Below are 20,962 nucleotides of genomic sequence, written 5' to 3'. Positions count from 1 at the left end.
GGGGATTTGCGAGAGTTTTAGACCAATCCGTTATAAGCAGCACTTTGTAATGCGGCCAATCGCCGGCTTGCCGGCGATTGGGCTGCACAGCAGCCCCTTCATTTACCCCGAATCAACTTGCGCAAGCCAAACCGGTTCGGATGGCATGCTTCAGCCACCGCCCGCGGCAGCGGCAATGGCTCGCCACTGACCCAGGCTGCAATCAGCTCACCCGAAAGCGGCGCCGTGATCAGCCCCCGCGACCCATGCCCGCTGTTCACATACAGCCCTTCCAGCCAGGGGCAGGGCACCTCGGGCACCTGCCGCGCGTCCTTGCCCAGGACTGCAAAGGCTTCGGCGAAGGCTGCAGGGTCGGCAACCGGCCCCACGATCGGCAAGTAATCCGGGCTGGTGCAGCGAAATGCCGCGCGCCCCTGCAACTGCTCAGGGGCAAGCGCTGGGACACCCAGGCGCCGGGCCAGGTCGCTGGAGATTTCATCCAGCATGGCCAGGTTGCCCTGGTGCTCGGCCACGGTCGGCGCCAGGTCATCGCTATGGAAGTCGAAGCTGGCCCCCAGCGTGTGCTCTTCACCCCTGGGCGGTGCCACATAGCCCTCGGCGCAGACTACGGTAGCCAGCGCCCGGCTGGCGTCGGTCACCGGCAGGCGGGTGATCTGCCCGCGGATGCGCTTGAGCGGCAACTGCGCACAGGGCCCGAAACGCTTCACGTCAGCCGCCCCGGCCAGCACTACCACTGGCGCGCTGGCCAGCAGCCGGTCGCCGGCCCAGGCTTGCCACAGGCCATCGGCCTTGCGCAGTGCGAGCACATCGTGATGGGCCAGCAGGCGAATGTTACGGTGCTGCAGTTGAGCGTTGCACAGTGCCGGTGGGTGCACCCAGCCGCCTTCGGGGTAGAACAACCCGCCGGCAGGCAGCGCGACACCGGCAATCGCCTCGGCTTCACTGCGCTGCACGGCACGCAGCAAGCTGCCCTCGAAGGCGTCGGCGAGCTTGCCCTGGCGTTCGGCTTCCTTGCTGTCGAAGGCCAGTTGCAAAACCCCGCACGCATCCCAGTCCTGGCCGCGCTGCAGTAGTTCAAGCTGGCGCCGTGTATAGCCGAAGCCGGCCAGGATCATCTGCGACAAAGCCGTGCCGTGCGCGGACAGCTTGAGGTACAGCACGCCCTGGGGGTTGCCGGAGGCTTCGCGGGCCGCTGCGTCGTGACGCTCCAGTAGGGTTACCTGCCAGCCGCGTGCAGCCAGGCTGGCAGCGCTGGCACTGCCAGCGAGCCCTGCGCCGATCACCAGGGCCTCGCGTGGGCCTTCAGGCGCAGTTGGCCGCGCGTACCAGGGCGCCGACGTGGGCGCGTTGGGCGGGCCGGTGTACTCACCGCTCATCACCTCCCACTTCTTGCCGATGCCAGGCACCTTCTTCATGGTGAAGCCGGCCTCGATCAAGCTGCGGCGAACCCAGCCGGTGGTGGTGAAGGTGCCCAGTGCGGTGCCGGCATGGGACAACCTGGCCAGTTGCGTGAACAGCTCGGGTGTCCACATGTCGGGGTTCTTCGCCGGGGCAAAACCGTCGAGGAACCACACGTCGATGCGTGCGTCCAGCTGCGGCAGTTGCTCCAGCACATCGCCGATCAGCAGGGTAAGGGTGATTCGGCCCTGGTCGAAGGTGAACTGCTGGAAGCCTTGGTGCACCGCGACGTACTGGCGCAAAAAGGGTTCGGTGAACGCCGCCAGCTCCGGCCACAGGCGCATAGCCCGGGCCATGTCGGCATGGCCCAGGGGGTACTTCTCGACGCTGACGAAATGCAGGCGCGCGTCGGTGTGGGCTGTTTCGGCGAACAGTTGCCAGGCGCAGAAAAAATTCATGCCGGTGCCAAAGCCGGTTTCGCCGATCACCAGGCAGGCGTGGGGCGCCAGGTTGGCGAAGCGCTGGCGCAGGCGGGTTTGTTCGAGGAACACATGCTGGGTTTCGGCAATGCCCTCGTTGATGGCGAAGTACACATCGCCGTATTGCCGCGAATGGGGGCGGCCCTGGTCGTCCCAGTCGATCTGGGCGTGCTGAAGGAGGGTGGGTGCGGGCATGGCTGGTTTCGCTGGAGGTGGGGAGCTGCAAGCTGCAAGCTGCAAGAAAAAGCAGATGGTGGCACGGCCCGCGTTTTCTTGCAGCTTGAAGCGTGCCGCTTGCCGCCAGGATTCCGCTAATCTTGCTTATCCATTGAAGGAGCCAGTGCATGTTCGAATCCGCCGAAATTGGCCACAGCATCGACGACGATACCTTTGAGGCAGAAGTGCCCGCGCTGCGCGAGGCTTTGCTCGAAGCCCAGTACGAACTCAAGCAGCAGGCGCGCTTCCCGGTGATCGTGCTGATCAATGGCATCGAAGGCGCCGGCAAGGGCGAGACGGTCAAGCTGCTCAACGAGTGGATGGACCCGCGCATGATCGACGTGCTCACCTTCGACCAGCAGACCGACGAAGAGCTGGCCCGGCCCCCCGCCTGGCGCTACTGGCGGGCGCTGCCGCCAAAGGGGCGCATGGGCGTGTTTTTCGGCAACTGGTACAGCCAGATGCTGCAGGGCAGGGTGCATGGGCAGTTCAAGGATGCGGTGCTCGACCAGGCCATCACCGGTGCCGAGCGCCTGGAGCAGATGCTTTGCGACGAAGGTGCGCTGATCATCAAGTTCTGGTTCCACCTGTCCAAGAAACAGATGAAAGCGCGGCTCAAGTCGCTCAAGGACGACCCCTTGCACAGCTGGCGCATCAGCCCGCTGGACTGGCAGCAGTCGCAGACCTACGACCGTTTCGTGCGTTTTGGCGAGCGGGTGTTGCGCCGTACCAGCCGTGACTATGCACCGTGGCATGTAGTTGAAGGGGTCGACCCCAACTACCGCAGCCTGGCCGTTGGGCGCATCTTGCTGGAAAGCCTGCAGGCCGCACTGGCCGTTAACCCCAAAGGCAAGCACCAGGGCAACATCGCGCCGCTGGGGCGCAGCATCGATCAGCGCAGCCTGGTCGGCGCGCTGGACATGACCCTGCACCTGGACAAGCAGGACTACCAGGAGCAACTGGTGACCGAGCAGGCTCGCCTGGCCGGCCTGTTGCGCCACAAGCACATGCGCCGGCACTCGCTGGTGGCCGTGTTCGAGGGTAATGATGCAGCAGGCAAGGGCGGGGCGATTCGCCGGGTGGCGGCAGCGCTGGACCCGCGCCAGTACCGTATCGTGCCGATCGCCGCCCCTAGCGAAGATGAGCGTGCGCAGCCGTACCTTTGGCGGTTCTGGCGGCACATTCCGGCACGCGGCAAGTTCACCATCTTCGACCGCTCCTGGTACGGCCGGGTGCTGGTGGAACGCATCGAAGGGTTCTGCACCCCGGCCGACTGGATGCGTGCTTACGGCGAGATCAATGATTTCGAGGAGCAGTTGGTGAACGCCGGCGCGGTAGTGGTCAAGTTCTGGCTGGCGATCGACCAGCAAACCCAGCTGGAGCGTTTTGAAGAGCGCGAGCAGATCCCGTTCAAGCGCTACAAGATCACCGAGGACGACTGGCGCAACCGCGACAAGTGGGACCTGTATGTGGATGCAGTGGGGGACATGGTCGACCGCACCAGCACCGAGATCGCACCATGGACCTTGGTCGAGGCCAATGACAAGCGTTGGGCGCGGGTGAAGGTGTTGCGCACCATCAATGAAGCCCTGGAAGCGGCGTTTGCCAAACACAAAAAATAGTCAGCCGCCATGCCGCAGGGGAATGACCTGATGAAATCTTTTCCCGCCTTTTTTCCCCGTTGGCAGGTAGCAAGCCTTTAGAATCGAGGCACCCTACAACGGGCTCGACCGAGGACTTTATGCACATCACATCCGGACGCCGGAGCTATGGACTGGCCCTGGCGCTTCTGACCGCACTGCTGTGGGGCATCCTGCCAATCAAACTCAAGCAAGTGTTGCAGGTGGTCGACCCGGTGACCGTCACCTGGTTCCGCCTGCTGGTGGCCGGCGGCCTGCTGTTCGCCTGGCTGGCAGCCAAGCGCCGCTTGCCTTCGTTCGGCAAGCTCGGCGCCAAAGGCAAAGGCCTGGTGGCTGTGGCCGTGTGCGGCCTGATGGGCAACTACGTGCTGTACCTGATCGGCCTCAACCTGCTGAGCCCCGGTACTGCGCAATTGGTGGTGCAGATCGGCCCGGTGCTGCTGCTGGTGGCCAGCGTGTTCGTGTTCAAGGAACGCTTCAGCCTGGGCCAAGGCCTGGGGCTGCTGGTGCTGCTTGCCGGCTTCGGCCTGTTCTTCAACCAGCGCCTTGAAGAGCTGCTGACCTCGCTGGGCACCTACACCACGGGCGTGCTAACCATCCTGCTGGCCACCAGCATCTGGGTGTTCTATGCCCTGAGCCAGAAGCAGTTGCTGACGGTGTGGCATTCGCAGCAGGTGATGATGGTGATCTACCTGAGCTGCGCCGCGCTGCTGACACCCTGGGTGCACCCGCTGGAGGCGTTGCAGTTGACGCCCCTGCAAGGCTGGCTGCTGCTGGCCTGCTGCCTGAACACGCTGGTGGCCTATGGTGCTTTTGCCGAGGCACTGGCGCACTGGGAGGCATCGCGGGTGAGTGCCACGCTGGCGCTGACGCCACTGGTGACCTTTGTGGCGGTGGCATTGGCGGCCTGGATGTGGCCTGCGTATGTGCAGGCTGAAGACATCAATGCCCTGGGCTATGTAGGCGCAGTGACCGTGGTGCTGGGGTCGACGCTGGTGGCCCTGGGGCCTTCTTTGGTGGCTGGGTGGCGGGCGAGAAGGGCGCGTTTGGCTCAGGTTGGTTGAGAGCCTGCCAGGGCCCTATCGCCGGCAAGCCGGCTCCACAAAACCCCTGTAGGAGCCGGCTTGCCGGCGATGGGGCCGCAGCAGCCTACCGATCAATCAGCCCTTGCCACCAGGCGCCAGCATGTTCTCCGGCCGCACCCACTCATCGAACTGCTCATTGGTCAGGTACTTCAATTCCAGCGCCGCCTCGCGCAGGGTCTTGCCCTCGCTGTAGGCCTTCTTGGCAATCTCCGCCGCTTTGTCATAGCCGATATGCGGGTTGAGCGCGGTCACCAGCATCAGCCCGCGCTCCAGGTGCGCCGCCATCTGTTCGGTATCTGGCTCGATCCCGGCCACGCAGTGCTGCTGGAAGTTGCGGCAGCCATCAGCCAGCAGCGTGATCGACTGCAGCAGGTTATGAATGATCACCGGCTTGAACACGTTCAACTGCAGGTGCCCCTGGCTGGCGGCAAAACCGATGGCCGCGTCATTGCCCAGCACCTGGCAGGCCAGCATCGACAGCGCTTCGCACTGGGTCGGGTTGACCTTGCCTGGCATGATCGAGCTGCCCGGCTCGTTGGCCGGCAGGCGCACCTCGGCCAACCCGGCGCGGGGCCCGGAGCCGAGCAGGCGCAAGTCATTGGCGATTTTCATCAAGGCCACCGCCAAGGTCTTCAGCGCCCCCGCCAGGCTGGTCAGCGGCTCGTGGCCGGCCAGGGCGGCGAACTTGTTCGGCGCGGTGACGAACGGCAGGCCGGAGAGGGCGGCCAGTTCCGCAGCAATGGCTTCGGCGAAACCCTGCGGGGCATTGAGCCCGGTGCCCACGGCAGTGCCGCCCTGGGCCAGTTCGCACACCGCCGGCAAGGTGGCGCGGATGGCGCGCTGGGCATAGTCGAGCTGGGCAACGAAGGCCGACACCTCCTGGCCGAAGGTGATGGGCGTGGCGTCCATCATGTGCGTGCGGCCAGTCTTGACCAGTTTATGGTGGCGCGCCGACAGCTCGGCCAGCCCCGAAGACAGTTCGGCGATCGCCGGTAGCAGTTGCTCGTGCACCGCCTGTGCTGCGGCAATGTGCATGGCGGTGGGGAAGCAGTCGTTGGAGCTTTGCGAGCGGTTGACATGGTCGTTGGGGTGCACCGGCGCCTTGCCGCCGCGGCCTTTGCCGGCCAGCTCGTTGGCCCGCCCGGCAATCACCTCGTTGACGTTCATGTTGCTCTGCGTGCCGCTGCCGGTCTGCCACACCACCAGCGGGAACTGGTCGTCGTGCTCGCCGTCGAGCACTTCGTCGGCAGCCTGCTCGATCAAGCGGGCGATGTCGGCTGGCAGGTCGCCATTGCGGTCGTTGACCCGTGCTGCGGCTTTTTTGATCAGCGCCAGGGCGTGCAGCACCGGGAGCGGCATGCGTTCCTTGCCAATGGCAAAGTTGATGAGCGAGCGTTGGGTCTGCGCGCCCCAGTAGGCGTGCTCCGGAACTTCGACCGGGCCCAGGCTGTCTGTTTCGATACGGCTCATGCTGCGTTCACTCCCTTGTCAGTCAGAATCAGCAGTTTAGGCCCCCATGCGATCGAGCGGTTCAATCGCTCGTCGTGCCACTTGAGCGCTGCACCCTGGCGGGAGCAGAATGCTCATCTCTGAGGTACCGCCTCCCCCTCCTTGAAGGATATGCAATGACCCGTCTCCGTGCCCTCTGTGCTGCCGTCGCCCTGGCCTGTGCCAGCGGCCAGGTACTCGCTGCCACCGCCAGCCACAACGCTGCCGCCGAGAAATTCCTGACCTTGGCCAACGCTGACAAGCTGGGCACCCCGGTGTACATGCAGGTCCAGCAGATGTTCGCCCAGCGCTTCGCCCAGACCAAGGCCCCGGCCACCAAGCAGTCGGTGCTGGAAAGCTACCAGGCCAAGGCCAACGCCGCGCTGGACAGCGCCATCGGCTGGAACAAGCTCAAGCCGAAGATGGTCGACCTGTACACCCAGACCTTCACCGAGCAGGAGCTCAAGGACCTGGTGAAGTTCTACCAGTCGCCGCTGGGCAAGAAAGTCTTCAGCCAGATGCCCAAGGTCACCCAGCAGTCGGCCCAGCTGACCCAGCAAAGCCTGGAGCCGGCAGTGCCGGTGGTCAACAAGCTGCTCGAAGACATGACCAAAGAGCTTGACCCCAATGCCGGCAAGGCCGCCCCGGCCAAGAAGTGAGTAATACCCGATGACCATGCAGCAACGCATCGAGCAGCAGCTGGCCGCCCTGGCGCCGCAGCACCTTGAAGTGCTCAACGAAAGCCACATGCACAGCCGTGGCCAGGAAACCCACTACAAGGCGGTGATCGTCAGCGAGCAGTTTGCCGGGCTCAACAGCGTCAAGCGCCACCAGAAGGTGTACGCCACCATGGGTGAACTGATGGGCCAGATCCATGCCCTGGCCATCCACACCTACACCAGCGAGGAGTGGGCGAAGGTGGGTGTTGCACCCGCGTCGCCGGTGTGTGCAGGTGGCGGCAAGCACTGAATCCTTTTTGGCGTTCTGGTACAATTTGCTACATCCGGGGGGCCGCTTTGCGGCCCTTTCGCGACACAAGGCCGCTCCTACAGGGGTTATGTATTCACCTGTAGGGCGGCCTTGTGTCGCGAAAGGGGCGCAGAGCGCCCCCCAGCTTTTTGTCAAACCCGGTCCGCCCCTTACGAGGGCAACCACCTGGAGATTCAACGCAATGACCCAACCGATCGTCGTGGCGGCGCTGTACAAGTTCGTCACCCTTGAAGACTACGTAGAGCTGCGCGAGCCCTTGCTCAAGGCCATGCTCGACAATGGCGTCAAAGGCACCCTGCTGCTGGCCAACGAGGGCATCAACGGCACCGTTTCGGCCACCCGCGAAGGCATCGATGGCCTGCTCGCCTGGCTGCGCAGCGACCCGCGCCTGGTCGATGTCGACCACAAGGAATCCTACTGCGACGAGCAGCCGTTCTACCGCACCAAGGTCAAGCTCAAGAAAGAGATCGTCACCCTCGGCGTGCCGGGCGTGGACCCGAACAATGCCGTTGGTACCTACGTCGATCCCAAAGACTGGAATGCCCTGATCAGCGACCCGGAAGTACTGCTGATCGACACCCGCAACGACTACGAAGTGGCCATCGGCACCTTCAAGGGCGCAATCGACCCCAAGACCGAGACCTTCCGCGAGTTCCCCGAGTACATCAAGGCCAACTTCGACCCCAGCAAGCACAAGAAGGTCGCCATGTTCTGCACCGGCGGCATCCGCTGTGAAAAAGCCTCCAGCTACATGCTCGGTGAAGGCTTCGAGGCGGTCTATCATCTTAAGGGCGGCATCCTGAAATACTTCGAGGAAGTACCCCAGGAAGAAAGCCTGTGGGACGGCGACTGCTTTGTCTTCGACAACCGCGTCACGGTGCGCCATGACCTGACCGAAGGCGAGTACGACCAGTGCCATGCCTGCCGCCACCCGGTCAACGCCCAGGACCGAGCGTCCGAGCACTATTCGCCAGGCGTGAGCTGCCCGCACTGCTGGGACAGCCTGAGCGAAAAGACCCGGCGCAGCGCCATCGACCGGCAGAAGCAGATCGAGCTGGCCAAGGCCCGCAACCTGCCGCACCCGATCGGTTACAACTACAAAGCCGAGGCCTGATTGCATGACTGCCCGCCTGCTCTATGTGATGGACCCGATGTGCTCCTGGTGCTGGGGTTTTGCACCGGTGGCCCAGGCCCTTATCGCCCAGGCGCGTGAAGCGGGCGTGGCCACCCGGGTGGTGCCGGGTGGGTTGCGCCGCGGTGCCAGCCCGCTGGACGCCTCGACCCGCAAGTACATCCTCGAGCATTGGCAGGCGGTGGCCGAGGCCACCGGGCAGCCGTTCGCGTTCGAAGGTGCCATGCCCGATGGCTTCGTCTACGACACCGAGCCTGCCTGCCGCGCCCTTGTAGCCGCCCGCGAACTGGACGCCGAGCGCGTCTGGCCGCTGCTGGCACTGATCCAGCGTGGGTTCTACCAGCAGGGCCTGGACGTCACCACCGCGCCGCAGCTGGTCGAGCTGGCCGAGCAGGCCGGGTTCGATCGCGCAACCTTCGCCGAGGCCCTGCTGCGTGCCGACGTGCGCGCTGCCACTGCAGCCGATTTCAGCTGGGTACAGGACCTGGGGATTGCCGGCTTTCCAACGCTGCTGGCTGAGCGCAACGGCCAGCTCGCCCTGTTGACCAACGGCTACCAGCCGCTGCAAAGCCTGCAGCCCTTGCTTGGCCGCTGGCTACAGCAGGCCGCCTGTGCTTGACCTGCCAGGGTCGCCCGACCCGGTGCCAGGGAAGCCCGCTGCTGTGCCTGACCGGCTGAGCTGGGCGCAAATCCGCCGCTTGGCACTGCACCACAAGAAACACCTCTGGGCCGCCAACCTGGTGGCCGTGCTGGCGGCCTGCTGCAGCGTGCCGATACCGTTGCTGCTGCCCCTGCTGGTCGACGAAGTACTGCTGGGCCACGGCGATGGCGCGCTGAAGTTCATGAACCACCTGCTGCCCAGCGGTTGGCAGGTGGCGGCCGGTTATATCGGCCTGATGCTGGTCGTCACCCTGTGCCTGCGCGTGGCCGCGCTGGGCTTCAACGTGGTGCAGGCCAAGCTGTTCGCCGGCCTTGCCAAAGACATCGTCTATCGTCTGCGCATCCGCCTGATCGAGCGGCTCAAGCGTATCTCGCTCAAGGAGTACGAAAGCCTGGGCAGTGGCACCGTGACCACGCACCTGGTCACCGACCTGGAAACCCTCGACAAGTTCGTCGGCGAAACCCTGAGCCGCTTCCTGGTGGCCATGCTGACCCTGACCGGCACGGCGGCGATCCTGATCTGGATGCACTGGCAGCTGGCCTTGCTGATCCTGTTGTTCAACCCGCTGGTGATCTACTTCACCGTGCAGTTGGGCAAGCGCGTCAAACACCTTAAAAAGCTCGAAAACGACAGCACCTCGCGGTTCACCCAGGCGCTGGCCGAAACCCTGGATGCCATCCAGGAAATCCGCGCCAGCAATCGCCAGGGCTACTTCCTCGGCCGCCTGGGCCTGCGTGCCCGCGAAGTGCGCGATTACGCCGTGGATTCGCAATGGAAAAGCGATGCCAGTGGCCGTGCCAGTGGCCTGCTGTTCCAGTTCGGTATCGATATTTTCCGTGCTGCGGCCATGCTCACGGTGCTGTTCTCCGACCTGTCGATCGGGCAGATGCTGGCCGTGTTCAGCTACCTGTGGTTCATGATCGGCCCGGTCGAGCAGTTGCTCAACCTGCAATATGCCTACTATGCCGCAGGCGGCGCCCTGAGCCGGCTCAACGAGTTGCTGGCGCGTGATGACGAGCCGCAATACCCGGCTGCCCGCGACCCGTTTGCCGGCCGTGAAACGGTTGGCATCGAAGTGCGCGACCTGCGCTTCGCCTATGCCGACGAGCCGGTGCTCGAGCACCTGGACCTGTCCATCGCCCCGGGCGAAAAGGTCGCCATCGTCGGCGCCAGTGGCGGCGGCAAAAGTACCCTGGTGCAATTGCTGCTGGGCCTGTACAGCGCCCAGGCCGGGACCATCCGTTTTGGCGGTGCCAGCCTGCAGGAAATCGGCCTGGAGACCTTGCGTGAAAATGTGGCAGTGGTGCTGCAGCACCCGTCACTGTTCAACGACACGGTACGCGCCAACCTGACCATGGGCCGCGACTGCACGGACGAGGCCTGCTGGCAGGCGCTGCGCATCGCCCAGCTGGACGCCACCATTGGCGCCTTGCCGCAAGGGCTGGACAGCGTGGTCGGCCGCTCTGGTGTGCGCCTGTCCGGCGGCCAGCGCCAGCGCCTGGCGATTGCCCGCATGGTCCTGGCCGAGCCGAAGGTGGTAATCCTCGACGAGGCCACCTCGGCGCTGGACGCCGCCACCGAGTACAACCTGCACCAGGCCCTGGCGCGCTTTCTCAGTGGCCGTACCACGCTGATCATCGCCCACCGCCTTTCGGCGGTGAAGCAGGCCGACCGTGTGCTGGTGTTCGACGGCGGGCACGTGGCCGAGGATGGCGGCCACCAGCAGTTGATCGCCGAGGGCGGCTTGTATGCCAAGCTGTACGGGCATCTGCAGCAGACCTGACCCAAGCGGCAAGCTTGAAGCTTGCCACTCAAAATTCCCTCCACACAGATGGCAAATGGCCTACGCTGAGCTTGTCTGGTTGGTTCGAGCCTTATCTGCTCTGTGACAGGGACTTCATGAAGGGACATCGCACACTAGAGGCGCCAAGGCTGCTGGGTATCATCTGGCCCTTCATCGCCGTTGTAGTCTTCCAGGTCCTGTTGGGCAGCTTCAGCCTGTACGCGCTGTCGGCTGTGCGTGCCTATGTCGCTGGCGAAAGCCTGTGGTCCAAGGCACAGAAAGACGCCATCTATTACCTGAACCTGTATGCCGATACTGGCGATGAACGCACCTACCAGCGCTATCGTCAGGTCATCACTGTGCCCCACGGTGATCGGCAGATGCGTGAGGTGCTCGACCTGCCTGATCCAGACCTTGATGTTGCGCGCCAGGCCGTTTTGCAAGGCGGCAATCACCCCGACGACGTCGACCGTATCATCTGGTTCTACCGCAATTTCAGCCAGATCAGCTATGTGCAGGCGGCGATCGCCTACTGGAATGTCGGTGACGATTACCTCAAGCAACTGGATGTGTTGGCCAACGAGATGCGCGAGGGTTTTGCCGGCGGCCAGGCCGGCCCGCGCCAGGTCAGCCAATGGCGCGCCCGCATCGTCGCCATCAACGAAGGCGTGACCCCGGCAGCCAAAGCCTTCAGCGATGCCCTGGGCGAGGGCTCGCGCATGCTGTTGCGCGTGCTGTTGGTCACCAACCTGCTCACCGCGCTGTTCCTCATCACCTTTGCCTGGCGCCGTTCGAGCAAGCTGCTGGCCCAGCGCCAGGCCTTCGCCAGCGCCCTGCAGGAAGAAAAGGAACGCGCGCAGATTACCCTGCAGGCGATCGGCGATGCTGTGATCACCACCGATGTCGATGGCAGCATCGGCTACATGAACCCGGCGGCCGAGCAACTCACCCATTGGCAGGCAGGCCAGGCCCTGGGCCTGCCGTTGACAGCGCTGTTCAGCCTGGTGGACGAGCAGGCCCAGAACGACAGCAGCACCTTGCTCGAACAGGTGCTCAGCGGCAGCCTCAAGGGCGGCGCCGAGCATGCACGGTTGATCCAGCGCCTGGATGGCAGCACGGTTTCGATCAACCTGGTGGGTTCGCCCATCATCAATAACGGGCAGGTGGCGGGCATCGTCCTGGTGCTGCATGACATGACCCAGGAGCGCCAATACATCGCCAACCTGTCCTGGCAGGCTACCCATGACGCCCTGACCGGCCTGGCCAACCGCCGTGAATTCGAGTACCGCCTGGAGCAGGCACTGAACGACCTGGTGCGCCAGGGCGGGCGGCATTCGCTGATGTTCCTTGACCTCGACCAGTTCAAGCTGGTCAACGATACCTGTGGGCATGCCGCCGGTGACGAATTGCTGCGGCACATCTGCGCCGTGCTGCAATCGGTGCTGCGCGAAGGCGACACCCTGGCGCGGCTGGGGGGTGATGAGTTTGGCGTGCTGCTGGAAAACTGCCCGGGCGAACAGGCCGAGCGCATTGCCGAAAACCTGCGCCAGGCGGTGCAAAGCCTGCACTTCGTATGGAAAGGCAGGCCGTTCGTCACCACTGTGAGTATCGGCCTGGTGCACATGGCGCAAGCCCCGGCCACGCTGGAAGCCTCCCTGCGGGCAGCCGACATGGCCTGCTACATGGCCAAGGAGAAGGGCCGCAACCGTATCCAGGTCTACCATGCCGATGACAGTGAACTGTCGATGCGGTTTGGTGAAATGGCCTGGATACAGCGCCTGCACGTCGCTCTGGAGGAGAACCGCTTCTGCCTGTATGCCCAGGAAATCGCCGCGCTCACCGCGCTTGAAGGGCCAGGCCATGTCGAGATTCTGTTGCGCCTGCAAGACGAAAGCGGCCGCACCATCCTGCCTGACAGCTTCATCCCGGCGGCCGAGCGCTATGGCCTGATGACCGCGATCGACCGCTGGGTGGTGCGCAATGTGTTCCAGGTCATACGCCAGTGCCTGGATGAGGGGCGCGAGGGCCCGCTGTCGATGTGTGCCATCAACCTGTCGGGGTCGAGTATCGGTGACGACAAGTTCCTGGAGTACCTGCGGCGCCTGTTCGTCGAATATTCGATTCCGCCACGGCTGATCTGCTTCGAGATCACCGAGACCAGTGCCATTGCCAACCTCGGCAGTGCCATCCGGTTCATCAATGAATTGAAAGGGCTGGGTTGCAAGTTCTCGCTGGATGACTTTTGTGCCGGAATGTCGTCATTCGCTTATTTGAAACATTTACCCGTCGACTTCTTGAAGATCGACGGAAGTTTTGTCAAAGATATGCTGGATGATCCGGTCAACCGGGCCATGGTCGAAGTCATCAATCACATCGGCCACGTCATGGGTAAACGGACCATTGCCGAGTTCGTTGAAACTCCGTTGATCGAGCAGGCCTTGCAAGAGATCGGCGTGGACTACGCCCAGGGCTATCTGATCGAACGACCGCAGGTGTTCACTTGCGACAGTCTGCAGCGCCAACGGATTGCTGCACGGCCCCTGCTGCATCGGGCGCCTGGAACCTTTCGCTGAAGTAGCGTTGGTAAATCACAGGGATCAAGGAGCTGAAAAGTGATTGATGCATTCGTCCGTATCGGGCCTTTGATGGACCCGGCCAGTTACCCCCAATGGGCCCAGCAACTGATCGAAGATTGCCGCCCGGGCAAGCGTCGGGTGGTGGAGCATGAGTTCTACCAGCGCCTGCGCGATGGCCAGTTGCGCCAAGCCACCATACGCCAGTACCTGATCGGTGGCTGGCCGGTGGTCGAGCAGTTTTCGTTGTACATGGCCCACAACCTGACCAAGACCCGCTATGCCCGCCACCCGGGCGAAGACATGGCGCGGCGCTGGCTGATGCGCAATATCCGCGTGGAGCTCCACCATGCCGATTACTGGGTGCACTGGTGCCATGCCCATGGCATTCACCTGCACGAGCTGCAGTCCCAGGAAGTGCCCGCCGAGCTCAATGGCCTCAATGACTGGTGCTGGCGAGTGTGTACCACCGAGTCGCTGGCCATTGCCATGGCGGCTACCAACTATGCCATTGAAGGGGCGACGGGGGAGTGGTCGGCGGTGGTCTGTGCTGAAGACACCTACGCCATGGGCTTCCCGGAGGACCAGCGCAAGCGCGCCATGAAGTGGTTGAAGATGCATGCGCAGTATGACGATGCGCACCCGTGGGAGGCGCTGGAGATCATCTGTACCCTGGCTGGCGAAAACCCGACCTTGGGGTTGCGCAACGAACTGCGCAAGGCGATCTGCAAAAGTTATGACTGCATGTACCTGTTCCTAGAACGGTGCATGCAGCTGGAGGGCCGCCAGCAAGGGCGCATGCGCCCGACCTTGGCTGCGGGCTGAATGCCTGGGGCTGCTTTGCAGCCCTTTCGCGACACAAGGCCGCTCCTACAGATTTGATGCCGGATTCAACGGCACCGCTGTAGGAGCGGCCTTGTGTCGCGAAGGGCCGCAAAGCGGCCCCATCGGTTTCAAGCCCTACTGAGCGTTAAAGGCCTGCCCGTTCACCCCAGTACTGTCCGGCCCCATCAGGTACAGGTACACCGGCATGATCTCTTCAGGCAGCGGGTTGTTCTGCGGGTTCTCGCTCGGGTAGGCCTGGGCCCGCATCGCCGTGCGGGTAGCCCCGGGGTTGATACTGTTGGAGCGCACCGGTGCCACACCTTCCAGCTCGTCTGCCAGAGTCTGCATCAGGCCTTCGGTAGCGAATTTGGACACGCCATAAGCGCCCCAGTAAGCCCGGCCCTTGCGCCCGACGCTGCTGGAGGTGAACACCACCGAGGCGTCCTCCGACAGCTTGAGCAGCGGCAGCAGGGTGCTGGTGAGCATGAACGTGGCATCGACGTTGATGTGCATCACCCGCATGAAATTGTCGCCTGAGAGTTGCTCCAGCGGCGTGCGCGGGCCGATGATCGAGGCATTGTTGAGCAGCCCGTCCAGGCGGCCGAACTGTTCCTCGACCATCACCGCCAGTTCGTCGTACTGGTGGGGCAGGGCGGTTTCCAGGTTGAACGGGATCACCACCGGCTGCGGGTGGCCGGCGGCCTCGATTTCATCGTAGACCTCGTTCAGGTTGGCTTCGGTCTTGCCCAGCAGCAGCACAGTGGCGCCCAAGGCGGCATAAGCCTTGGCGGCCGCTGCACCGATGCCACGGCCGGCGCCGGTGACCATGATGACACGGCCCTTGAGCAGGTCGGGGCGGGCGGTATAGTCGAACATGCGTTTGTCCTTGAGTTGAAGCTTGCAGCTTGCCGCTAAAAGATCAGCACCCGCACAGGGCGCTGTCGAGCACCTTGCGCAGTTCCAGCGGGTGGTCCACCACCACGTCGGCGCCCCAGTTGTTCGGGTTGTCTTCAGGGTGAATATAGCCGTAGCGAACGGCCGCCGTGCGCGTGCCGGCATCGCGGCCCGACTCGATGTCGCGCAGGTCGTCGCCGACGAACAGCACGCTGGCCGGGTCCAGGTTCAGGGTCTTGCAGGCCAGGATCAACGGCTCCGGGTCGGGCTTGCTGTTTTTCACGTGATCCGGGCAGATCAGCAGTGCCGAACGCTCGGCCAGGCCCAGGCGCTGCATGATCGGCTCGGCGAAGCGGACCGGCTTGTTGGTCACCACGCCCCACAACAGGTTGCCCCGCTCGATATCGGCCAGCAATTCGCCCATGCCGTCGAACAGCTTGCTGTGCACCGCGCAGTCACGCTGGTAGCGCTCGAGGAACTCCAGGCGCAGGGCCTCGAAACCTTCATCCTGCGGGCTCATGGCGAAGGTCGCGGCGACCATCGCCCGCGCGCCGCCGGAAATCACATCGCGGATCAGCTTGTCGTCGATGGCCGGCAGGCCGCGCTCGGCGAGCATGGCCTGGCAAATGGCGATGAAGTCCGGCGCCGTGTCGAGCAGGGTGCCGTCCATGTCAAAAAGTACCGCTCGCAAACGCATGCTCATTCCTCGCGCAGGGTCTGGATCATGTAGTTGACGTCCACATCGCTGCTGAGCTTGTAGTGCTTGGTCAGCGGGTTGTAGGTCAGGCCGATGATGTCCTTGACCTCAAGGCCGGCCACGCGGCTCCAGGCACCCAGCTCGGAGGGGCGGATGAACTTCTTGAAGTCGTGGGTACCGCGCGGCAGCATCTTGAGGATGTATTCGGCGCCGATGATGGCCAGCAGGTAGGCCTTGGGGTTGCGGTTGATGGTCGAGAAGAACACCTGGCCACCCGGCTTGACCATGCGGTAACAGGCGCGGATGACCGAGGACGGGTCGGGCACGTGCTCGAGCATTTCCAGGCAGGTGACCACATCGAACTGCTCTGGCATCTCTTCAGCCAGGGCCTCGGCGGTGATTTGCCGGTACTCCACCTCCACGCCCGACTCCAGCTGGTGCAGCTGGGCCACGGCCAGGGGCGCTTCGCCCATGTCGATGCCGGTGACGGTGGCGCCGCGCAGGGCCATGGCTTCGCTGAGGATGCCGCCGCCGCAGCCGACGTCCAGCACCTTCTTGCCAGCCAGGCTGACGCGCTCGTCGATCCAGTTGACGCGCAGCGGATTGATGTCGTGCAGCGGCTTGAACTCGCTCTCGCGGTCCCACCAGCGGTGCGCCAAGGCTTCAAACTTGGCGATTTCGGCGTGGTCGACGTTGCTCATTGAACAGTCCTCTGAAACTTCTACGAATTGCGCCGGAGTATACCCGAGCGCCCAAGGCTGTTGGTCGCTATAATCGTCCGCTTTTGATATGCGAAAGTCAGGGAGAGGTGATGCGCGAGCGACTTATGGCGGCGGAGAAGGTGACCGGTATCCGGTGGCACCACGGCGCCTTGCACCTGCTCGACCAGCGCCTGCTGCCTTCGCAAGAACGCTGGCTGGCCTGCGACAATGTTGCGCAGGTGGCGGCGGCGATCCGCGACATGGCTGTGCGGGGTGCGGCGGCCATCGGCATTGCTGCCGCCTATGGCCTGGTGCTGGCCCTGGAAGAGCGCCTGGCCGAGGGCGGCGACTGGGAAATGGACCTGGAAGAGGATTTCCTCAGCCTGGCCGAAGCGCGCCCTACGGCCGCCAACCTGTTCTGGGCGCTCAACCGCATGCGTGAGCGCCTGCAGCGCCTGCGCCCAGGCGAGGATGTGCTGGCCGCGCTGGAGGCCGAGGCCGTGGCCATTCACGAAAGCGACCGTGAGGCCAACCTGACCATGGCCCAGCAAGGCATCGAGCTGATCCGCCGCCACCAGGGCAGCGAGCAGGCCCTGCTGACCTACGGCAACGCCGGTGCCCTGGCCAGTGGCGGTTTCGGTACCGCGTTGGGGGTGATCCGCGCAGGCTTTCTCGAGGGCATGGTCGAGCGCGTCTATGCCGGCGAAACCCGGCCCTGGCTGCAGGGTTCGCGCCTGACCGCCTGGGAGCTGGCCAATGAAGGCATTCCGGTGACCCTGTGCGCCGATTCGGCGCTGGCCCACCTGATGAAAAGCAAGGGCATCACCTGGGTGGTGGTCGGCGCCGACTGCATTGCCGCCAACGGCGACGTGGCGAGCAAGATCGGCACCTACCAGCTGGCGGTGAGCGCCATGCACCATGGTGTGCGGTTCATGGTGGTGGCGCCCAGCACCAGCATCGACCTCAACCTGGCCACAGGTGAAGACATCCCGCTGGAAGAGCGTGATGCCGACGAATTGCTGGATTACGCCGGCACCCGCGTGGCGCCGCAGGTGGAGGTGTTCAATCCGGTGTTCGACGTGACCCCGGCTGACCTGATCGATGTGATCGTGACTGAGAAGGGCGTCGTTGAACGGCCGGATACCGCCAAATTGGCACAATTGATGTGCCGCAAACGCCTGCATTGACCGTTTGGGGTGGGGGGAGAGGGAGTGTGTGAGGCTGAGCGCCGGCAATCCGGCATCAGCGCCAATCACGTCAACAAATCCCACAAAACCCCCTTCCACCCCCTGCGCCATATCTCCCCACCGCTACTGCCTTTGTGATAACATCCGGCAGTTTCCAAGACCGCCCATGACGGCGGCCTTCATTGCGCAGATCCATGGCACAACTCATTGATTTGTCGTAAGTCGTCGCACCCTTATGCGCTGCGGCGGCGAGCTTCGTTCGGCCCTTGATGGAGCTGCGAAGTTTCACCAGAAAAAGGAATCAGGCTTCTCATGGGCGAACTGGCCAAAGAAATCCTCCCGGTCAATATCGAAGACGAACTGAGACAGTCTTACCTCGACTACGCGATGAGCGTGATTGTCGGGCGAGCGCTGCCCGATGCACGTGACGGCTTGAAGCCCGTGCATCGTCGCGTTCTCTTTGCGATGAGCGAACTGGGCAACGACTGGAACAAGCCGTACAAGAAATCCGCCCGTGTGGTCGGTGACGTGATCGGTAAGTACCACCCGCACGGCGACACTGCGGTCTACGACACCATCGTGCGTATGGCCCAGCCATTCTCGCTGCGCTACCTGCTGGTCGACGGCCAGGGCAACTTCGGTTCGGTCGACGGCGACAACGCCGCAGCGATGCGATACACCGAAGTGCGCATGGCCAAGCTGGCCCACGAGCTGCTGGCCGACCTGCACAAGGAAACCGTCGACTGGGTGCCCAACTACGACGGCACCGAGCAGATCCCGGCGGTCATGCCCACCCGCATCCCCAACCTGCTGGTCAACGGTTCCAGCGGTATCGCCGTGGGCATGGCGACCAACATTCCGCCGCACAACCTCGGTGAAGTCATCGACGGCTGCCTGGCGCTGATCGACAACCCGGAAGTCACTGTCGACGAACTGATGCAGTTCATCCCCGGCCCCGACTTCCCGACTGCCGGCATCATCAACGGCCGCCAGGGCATCATCGAGGCGTACCGTACCGGCCGTGGCCGCATCTACATGCGCGCGCGCTCCGAGATCGAAGACATCGACAAGGTCGGTGGCCGCCAGCAGATCGTCGTCACCGAGCTGCCGTACCAGCTGAACAAGGCGCGCCTGATCGAGAAGATCGCCGAGCTGGTCAAAGACAAGAAGATCGAAGGCATCACCGAGCTGCGCGACGAGTCCGACAAGGACGGCATGCGCATCGTCATCGAGCTGCGCCGCGGCGAGGTGCCGGAGGTGGTGCTCAACAACCTCTACCAGCAAACCCAGCTGCAGAGCGTGTTCGGCATCAACGTGGTGGCACTGATCGACGGCCGCCCGCGCGTGCTCAACCTCAAGGACCTGCTCGAAGCGTTCGTCCGCCACCGCCGTGAAGTGGTCACGCGCCGTACCGTGTTCGAGCTGCGCAAGGCCCGTGAACGTGGCCATATCCTTGAAGGCCAGGCGGTCGCGCTGTCCAACATCGACCCGGTCATCGCGCTGATCAAAGCCTCGCCGACGCCGTCCGAAGCCCGGGAAGCGCTGATTGCCACTGCCTGGGAATCCAGTGCCGTGCAGGTCATGGTCGAGCGCGCCGGCGCCGATTCCTGCCGCCCTGAAGACCTGCCCGAGCAATACGGCCTGCGCGATGGCAAGTACTACCTGTCGCCGGAACAGGCCCAGGCGATCCTCGACCTGCGCCTGCACCGCCTGACCGGCCTGGAGCACGAGAAGCTGCTGGCCGAGTACCAGGAAATCCTCGAGCAGATCGGCGAACTGATCCGCATCCTCAGCAGCGCCGAGCGCCTGATGGAAGTGATCCGCGAAGAACTCGAAGCGATCCGCGCCGAATACGGCGATGCGCGCCGCACCGAGATTCTCAACGCCAGCCACGACCTCAACTACGGCGACATGATCCCGGAAGAAGAGCGCGTGGTGACCATCTCCCACGGTGGCTATGCCAAGACCCAGCCGTTGTCCGCTTACCAGGCCCAGCGCCGTGGCGGTAAAGGCAAGTCGGCGACCGGCGTGAAGGACGAGGACTACATCGAGCACCTGCTGGTCGCCAACAGCCACGCCACCCTGTTGCTGTTCTCCAGCAAGGGCAAGGTGTACTGGAAGAAGACCTACGAGATCCCTGAGGCATCCCGCGCCGCGCGTGGCCGCCCGCTGGTCAACCTGCTGCCGCTGGAGGAGGGTGAGCGCATCACCGCCATGCTGCAGATCGACCTCGAGGCCCTGCAGCAGAGCGCCGACCCGGATGAAGAGCTGGAAGACGGCGACGAGGGCGTGATCGAAGGCGAAGTGGTCGAAGTAGAAGAAATCGACGAAGAAGACGGCGACACCCCTGAGTGGGTGGCCGAGCCGACCGGCGCGTACATCTTCATGGCCACCGCTTCCGGTACCGTCAAGAAAACCCCGCTGGTGCAGTTCGCCCGTCCGCGCTCCAATGGCCTGATCGCCTTGAAGCTGAAGGAAGGCGACACCCTGATTGCCGCGGCAATCACCGACGGCGCCAAGGAAGTCATGATGTTCTCCGACGCCGGCAAGGTGATCCGCTTCGCCGAGAGCGTGGTGCGTGAAATGGGCCGTACCGCCCGTGGTGTGCGCGGCATGAAGCTGGGCAAGGGGCAGCAGATCATCTCGATGCTGATCCCGGAGTCTGGTGCGCAGATCCTTACCGCGTCCGAGCGTGGCTTCGGCAAGCGTACCCCGCTGTCCAAGTTCCCGCGCCGCGGCCGTGGTGGCCAGGGCGTGATCGCAATGGGCACCAAGGGGCGCAATGGCCTGCTGATCGGTGCTATCCAGGTGCAGGAAGGTGAAGAGATCATGCTGATCTCCGACCAGGGCACGCTGGTGCGCACACGGGTTGGCGAGGTATCCAGCCTGAGCCGTAACACCCAGGGCGTGACCCTGATCAAGCTGGCCGCAGACGAAACGCTGGTAGGCCTGGAGCGTATCCAGGAGCCTTCCGAGGAAGAACTCGACGAACTGGTCGGGGCGGACGAGGAGGGCGTGGAGCTCGATACGCCGGAAGCGGCGGACGATGACAATGCGGGCGCCGAAGAGGCACCGCAAGAGTAAGCAAGCGCAACAACCCGAACGGGGCGACCAAGGTCGCCCCGTTTGACTGATTACAGCAGGCAACAGCAGGACCTGCCTTTTTTTTGGGGCGGCCTTGTGTGGTGAAAGGGTCGCCTGGCGGTCCCAGGG

Annotated in this window: 16 protein-coding genes; 11 read left to right on the top strand and 5 right to left on the bottom strand. The window is 63.8% G+C overall.

The genetic code is table 11. From position 1 onward, the window contains the following. Positions 1-98: 98 nt before the first annotated feature. On the bottom strand, positions 99-2,072 hold the full coding sequence (gene mnmC / locus ACEWE8_RS11985) for a bifunctional tRNA (5-methylaminomethyl-2-thiouridine)(34)-methyltransferase MnmD/FAD-dependent 5-carboxymethylaminomethyl-2-thiouridine(34) oxidoreductase MnmC (RefSeq protein WP_046787393.1): 1,974 nt from the start codon (positions 2,070-2,072) through the stop codon (positions 99-101). Between the two features lie 149 nt (positions 2,073-2,221). On the opposite strand from mnmC, the gene pap reads away from it, so the two are divergent. Together pap and ACEWE8_RS11975 are read left to right on the top strand one after the other, a co-directional pair. After that, positions 2,222-3,715: a polyphosphate:AMP phosphotransferase gene (gene pap, locus ACEWE8_RS11980; RefSeq protein WP_046787392.1), complete on the top strand. Its 1,494-nt coding sequence runs from the start codon at positions 2,222-2,224 to the stop codon at positions 3,713-3,715. 119 nt (positions 3,716-3,834) lie between these two features. After that, positions 3,835-4,797, top strand: a complete 963-nt coding sequence (locus tag ACEWE8_RS11975) for a DMT family transporter (RefSeq protein ID WP_046787391.1) — start codon at positions 3,835-3,837, stop codon at positions 4,795-4,797. Between the two features lie 96 nt (positions 4,798-4,893). Here the strand turns inward: ACEWE8_RS11975 and ACEWE8_RS11970 are convergent, their stop codons facing one another. Next, positions 4,894-6,288 carry a class II fumarate hydratase gene (locus ACEWE8_RS11970; RefSeq protein WP_046787390.1) on the bottom strand — a complete coding sequence of 465 codons (1,395 nt, stop codon included), beginning with the start codon at positions 6,286-6,288 and terminating at the stop codon, positions 4,894-4,896. A 155-nt stretch (positions 6,289-6,443) separates the two neighbouring features. Between ACEWE8_RS11970 and ACEWE8_RS11965 the strand changes: the two genes are divergently transcribed. The 7 genes from ACEWE8_RS11965 (at position 6,444) to ACEWE8_RS11935 (ending at position 14,270) form a co-directional block, all read left to right on the top strand. After that, positions 6,444-6,965: a DUF2059 domain-containing protein gene (locus ACEWE8_RS11965; RefSeq protein ID WP_395589308.1), complete on the top strand. Its 522-nt coding sequence runs from the start codon at positions 6,444-6,446 to the stop codon at positions 6,963-6,965. A 10-nt stretch (positions 6,966-6,975) separates the two neighbouring features. Beyond that, positions 6,976-7,275: a BolA family transcriptional regulator gene (locus tag ACEWE8_RS11960; protein ID WP_046787388.1), complete on the top strand. Its 300-nt coding sequence runs from the start codon at positions 6,976-6,978 to the stop codon at positions 7,273-7,275. Positions 7,276-7,477: 202 nt separating this feature from the next. Further along, a complete protein-coding gene (locus ACEWE8_RS11955; protein ID WP_046787387.1) occupies positions 7,478-8,410 on the top strand; it encodes a rhodanese-related sulfurtransferase in 933 nt (310 codons plus the stop codon). Positions 8,411-8,414: 4 nt separating this feature from the next. Further along, positions 8,415-9,047 (top strand): DsbA family protein, encoded by a 633-nt coding sequence (locus ACEWE8_RS11950; protein ID WP_039602853.1) that lies wholly within the window; start codon positions 8,415-8,417, stop codon positions 9,045-9,047. Beyond that, positions 9,040-10,872, top strand: coding sequence for an ABC transporter ATP-binding protein (locus ACEWE8_RS11945; protein ID WP_046787386.1), 1,833 nt, complete (start codon positions 9,040-9,042; stop codon positions 10,870-10,872). Before ACEWE8_RS11950 ends, ACEWE8_RS11945 begins: the two co-directional genes overlap by 8 nt. Before the next feature lie 116 nt (positions 10,873-10,988). Next, positions 10,989-13,445: an EAL domain-containing protein gene (locus ACEWE8_RS11940; RefSeq protein WP_046787385.1), complete on the top strand. Its 2,457-nt coding sequence runs from the start codon at positions 10,989-10,991 to the stop codon at positions 13,443-13,445. A 39-nt stretch (positions 13,446-13,484) separates the two neighbouring features. Beyond that, positions 13,485-14,270 carry a TenA family transcriptional regulator gene (locus tag ACEWE8_RS11935; protein ID WP_046787384.1) on the top strand — a complete coding sequence of 262 codons (786 nt, stop codon included), beginning with the start codon at positions 13,485-13,487 and terminating at the stop codon, positions 14,268-14,270. A gap of 135 nt (positions 14,271-14,405) precedes the next feature. Here the strand turns inward: ACEWE8_RS11935 and ACEWE8_RS11930 are convergent, their stop codons facing one another. Genes ACEWE8_RS11930 through ubiG form a run of 3 tightly spaced genes read right to left on the bottom strand, consistent with a single transcriptional unit; the run spans position 14,406 to position 16,562 of the window. Continuing rightward, a complete protein-coding gene (locus ACEWE8_RS11930; RefSeq protein WP_046787383.1) occupies positions 14,406-15,146 on the bottom strand; it encodes a YciK family oxidoreductase in 741 nt (246 codons plus the stop codon). 43 nt (positions 15,147-15,189) lie between these two features. Beyond that, on the bottom strand, positions 15,190-15,861 hold the full coding sequence (mupP, locus tag ACEWE8_RS11925) for an N-acetylmuramic acid 6-phosphate phosphatase MupP (RefSeq protein WP_012313283.1): 672 nt from the start codon (positions 15,859-15,861) through the stop codon (positions 15,190-15,192). Positions 15,862-15,863: 2 nt separating this feature from the next. Beyond that, a complete protein-coding gene (gene ubiG, locus ACEWE8_RS11920; RefSeq protein WP_046787382.1) occupies positions 15,864-16,562 on the bottom strand; it encodes a bifunctional 2-polyprenyl-6-hydroxyphenol methylase/3-demethylubiquinol 3-O-methyltransferase UbiG in 699 nt (232 codons plus the stop codon). A gap of 110 nt (positions 16,563-16,672) precedes the next feature. Between ubiG and mtnA the strand changes: the two genes are divergently transcribed. After that, the gene (gene mtnA, locus ACEWE8_RS11915) at positions 16,673-17,749 is read left to right on the top strand and encodes an S-methyl-5-thioribose-1-phosphate isomerase (RefSeq protein WP_039602966.1); all 1,077 of its coding nucleotides are present in this window, start codon (positions 16,673-16,675) and stop codon (positions 17,747-17,749) included. 312 nt (positions 17,750-18,061) lie between these two features. Beyond that, the gene (gene gyrA / locus ACEWE8_RS11910) at positions 18,062-20,833 is read left to right on the top strand and encodes a DNA gyrase subunit A (RefSeq protein ID WP_046787381.1); all 2,772 of its coding nucleotides are present in this window, start codon (positions 18,062-18,064) and stop codon (positions 20,831-20,833) included. Positions 20,834-20,962: the final 129 nt, after the last annotated feature.

The sequence above is a fragment of the Pseudomonas sp. TR47 genome (assembly GCF_044143025.1).
In the GTDB taxonomy this organism is placed as follows: domain Bacteria; phylum Pseudomonadota; class Gammaproteobacteria; order Pseudomonadales; family Pseudomonadaceae; genus Aquipseudomonas; species Aquipseudomonas putida_E.
The sequence above is the reverse complement of the archived record's forward strand: the minus strand, read 5'-3'. Positions and strand labels throughout refer to the sequence as shown.